The organism is Bacteroides sp. AF25-38AC (genome assembly GCF_003602995.1).
Taxonomy (GTDB): Bacteria; Bacteroidota; Bacteroidia; order Bacteroidales; family Bacteroidaceae; genus Bacteroides; species Bacteroides uniformis.
Genome location: NZ_QTMD01000071.1, coordinates 1 through 3,853, shown reverse-complemented (window position 1 = coordinate 3,853; position 3,853 = coordinate 1). Strand labels below are relative to the sequence as shown.

At 49.6% G+C, this 3,853-nt stretch carries 2 protein-coding genes and 1 pseudogene; all 3 read left to right on the top strand.

The window, feature by feature from the left end:
* Positions 1–803: pseudogene (locus DWY55_RS21650) on the top strand (glucose/galactose MFS transporter); the annotation flags it as partial.
* 11 nt (positions 804–814) lie between these two features.
* Complete coding sequence (locus tag DWY55_RS21645; RefSeq protein WP_120178400.1) at positions 815–2,455, top strand: ribulokinase; 1,641 nt, start codon at positions 815–817, stop codon at positions 2,453–2,455.
* Positions 2,456–2,471: 16 nt separating this feature from the next.
* Positions 2,472–3,853, top strand: a 1,382-nt coding sequence (locus tag DWY55_RS21640; RefSeq protein WP_165859537.1) for a sulfatase family protein, incomplete at its 3' end; no start/stop codon positions are given.

The window sequence follows — 3,853 nt, the reverse complement described above, 5'->3', positions numbered from 1 at the left end:
GTCTGGTGATGTTGGTGCTCTTGCTTGCCATCCGGCTTACCAGAATGCCCAATCTTAGTGAAAAAGGTGAAAAAATAGAGTTTGGTGCCACTCTTCGTCGTCTTATAAACAATAAGAATTATGTATGGGGTGTAATAGCACAATTTTTCAATATTGGTGCACAGATAGCCGTATGGTCATTCGTGATCCGTTATGCTATGGTACAGCTGAATTTTGACGGTGTATTGGCTTCTTTAGGAGATTCTGCTTCTGCAGATGCTGTTGTAAATGCATTACGGGGAGTGGAACCGGTAGCTGCCGCATTCTATAATTGTTGTGAATGGCTTGGATTGGATGACTTGCTGCCGCGTACGGCAGAACAGGCTGCGGCCACTTACTATATCATGTCGCTCATTCTCTTTGTGACCATGAGGTTTGTATGCACTGCAATGATGAAGTACGTGAAAGCTTATAAACTCTTGATAGGACTTGCGCTTCTTGCTGTAATGTGTTGTTTGGGTGCCATGTTCGGTAAGGGCAGTTTCGGCGTCTATTGCCTGATGGGTATTTCCGGATGTATGTCATTGATGTTCCCGACCATTTATGGTTTTGGTCTTACAGGTTTGGGGGATGATACTAAGATTGGAGGTTCATTCATGGTAATGGCTATTGCCGGTGCTGCCGTTCTGACCCAAATCCAGGGTATTGTCTCCGACCAGACAGGTAGTATTATGGCTGCATATGCTGTACCGGCCGTTGCTTTTGCAGTGATTGCCTATTATGGGTTCTTCATTGCAAGAAAACAAGAGTTAACAACCAAATAATGCTTTAGAGTATGGAATCAAACAAGAAATACGTTATTGGTCTTGATTTTGGTACGGATTCTTGTCGTGCACTGGTAGTGTATACATATACTGGCCGTGAAATGGCTACGGGGGTAAGTTTTTATCCCCGTTGGAAAGCGGGGCTTTATTGCGATGCACACAGTAACCGCTATCGTCAGCATCCATTGGATTATATTGAATCCATGACAGAGGCTGTGCATGTAGCTTTATCCAATTTGGCAGATGGAGAAGTGGCTTCAGTATGCGGACTATGCTTTGATACTACCGGCAGTACTCCTGCTCTGACCGATTCTGAGGGAATGCCATTAGCGCTGCAGCCTGAATTCTCTGAAGAACCGGATGCCATGTTCATTCTTTGGAAAGACCATACGGCAGTTCGTGAGGCTGAACAGATCAATGCACTGATCAAAGAGCGTAATCTCAATTATTTGCTTTACGAAGGAGGTACTTATTCTTCAGAATGGGTGTGGTCGAAAGTATTGCATGTTATCAATACGAACGTCGCAATAAAGAATGCTGCTTATGCCTGGGTGGAACACTGTGATTGGGTGACGGGGCTGGTTACGGGTAATACTAAGCCTGAACAAGTTTTCCGTAGCCGTTGTGCCGCTGGCCATAAAGCAATGTGGCATGAAAGCCGGGGGCTTCCTTGCGCTGAAGTTCTCTCGGAACTTAATCCGTCACTTGCCGAAATGCTGCCGCATCTCTTCACGCAGACGCATACCAGCGATACCGTAGCGGGTACACTTACTGCTGAATGGGCAGAGAAGCTCGGATTGTCCGAAGGTATTGCCGTAGCCGTAGGGGCACTGGACGCACATATGGGAGCTGTAGGGGCTTTGGTAGCCCCGGGTATACTGACACGCATCATGGGAACATCCACCTGCGACATCATGGTTGCCGGCAAAGACGAGGTAGGCGGACGCTGTATCAAGGGAATCTGCGGCCAGGTGGACGGTTCGGTGCTTCCGGGATTCGTCGGTTTCGAAGCCGGACAGTCGGCTTTCGGAGACATCTACGCCTGGTTCAAGAAAATGCTGGCATGGACACTGAAAAACATCCCTGACGGTGAGGAGAAGCAGAAAGTATTGGACGGCATGCTGGTCGAACTGACCCGTGAAGCCCAGGCTGTGGAACCCTCGGAAGACAGTGTTGTCGCTTTGGACTGGATGAATGGCCGACGTACTCCTGATGCCGACCAGAATGTGAAAGGAGCCATTGCAGGCCTTACCCTGGGCAGCACCGCACCGGAAGTTTTCCGGGCACTGGTTGAAGCTACTGCTTTCGGTTCCCGCCGGATCGTTGAACACATGAAAGGACAGGGATTGCGTATAGACTTCGTCAATGCCATCGGAGGCATCAGCAAGAAAGCTCCTTTCGTGATGCAGACACTGGCAGATGTGCTGGATATGCCTATCCGCGTAGTCCGTTCGGAACAGACCTGCGCCCTGGGGGCAGCCATGTTTGCGGCTGTTGCTGCGGGGATATATCCGGATATCAGTGAGGCTACGAAACACATGGGGTCGGATATAGAAGCTGAATATCAACCGGATAAGAAACGTTCCCTCGTTTACGAGAAACTCTACAAGAAATATCTTGAACTGGCAAAACTTGCTGAAACCATCAAATAATCTAATTATTATGAATATGAATAAAATTTTTCCTTTAAGTCTCGGACTTGGTGTCCTGCCGCTATGTGCCTATGCAGGACACGACAACGCAGAGAAAGCCAAACCCAATGTCATCATCCTGAATGTCGACGACCTGGGTTACGGGGATATAGGATGCTATGGGGCCACCAAAGTGAAGACTCCGAATATCGACCGTCTGGCTGCAGAAGGGCGTAGTTTTTTGGATGCCCACTCTTCATCGGCAGTATCTTCCCCTTCGCGCTATGGGTTGATTACCGGTGAATATCCCTGCCGTAATGACATGTGGGCACCTATCTTTTTGAATGAAGTATTGCATGTGGATACCGCCCGGACTACCATAGCCGATGTGATGAAACGTTCAGGATATGCAACGGCCATTGTCGGGAAGTGGCATTTGGGATTTCAGACCGAGAAGCCTATGGACTGGAACAAGAAACTCTACCCCGGGCCTCTGGAACTTGGATTTGACTATTATTTCGGTGTGCCCATTCTGAACAGCCATCCGCCTTTTGTATATGTGGAAAACCATCACGTGGTCGGGTATACTCCGGATGATCCTTTTGTGAGAGGCGAACGTGCCGAGACTGCCGAGTTTGACGAGAAATTCGGTTTGAAGGATATCGGAGGTGCCGTTGCCGCCCACCGTCTGTACAAAGACCGTGAAGTGGGTACTACCTTGAAGAACAAGGCTGTGGAATGGATCAGGGGACATAAGGACGGACCGTTCTTCCTTTATTATGCGACGACCAATATTCACCACCCCTTTACACCCGCCGAACGTTTTGTGGACAGCAGTGAAGCCGGTCCTTACGGTGATTCCATCCACGAACTGGACTGGATTGTCGGGGAAATCATGAAGACGCTTGAAGAGGAGGGATTGGCTGACAATACCCTGTTCATATTTACCAGCGACAATGGTCCCATGATGAACCGTGGCGGCCAGGAGGCATGGCGGCGCGGCCACCACATGAGCGGGAAACTGCTTGGTTTCAAGTTTGAGGCCTGGGAGGGCGGTCACCGGATTCCCATGATTGTGAGGTGGCCGGGTAAAGTGCCTGCGGGAAGTACCTCGGACATGTTGTTGAGCAATGTCGACCTGCTGGCCACACTGGCGGCATTGGCCGGTTATGATCTGAAGGACGGTGACGGTCCCGACAGCTTCAACATGCTTCCCGCTTTTGTAGGGAATCCGAAAAGGCAGATTAGGGACCACATCATTATTTGTCCTTCCAGTAAACGCCACATGTCTATCCGCAAGGATGAATGGGTGTATATTCCTGCCCGCAACGGTGGCGGTTTCGGCGGGAAGAAGATAGGGGATCATGCCTTTGGCGGTGCTGCTGTATTCCAGTTGACCCATCAGGTGAACAGTGATAT

Coding starts and splice junctions, on each gene's coding strand:
- DWY55_RS21645 (WP_120178400.1), top strand. CDS start 815: ATGGAATCAAACAAGAAATACGTTATTGGTCTTGATTTTGGTACGGAT.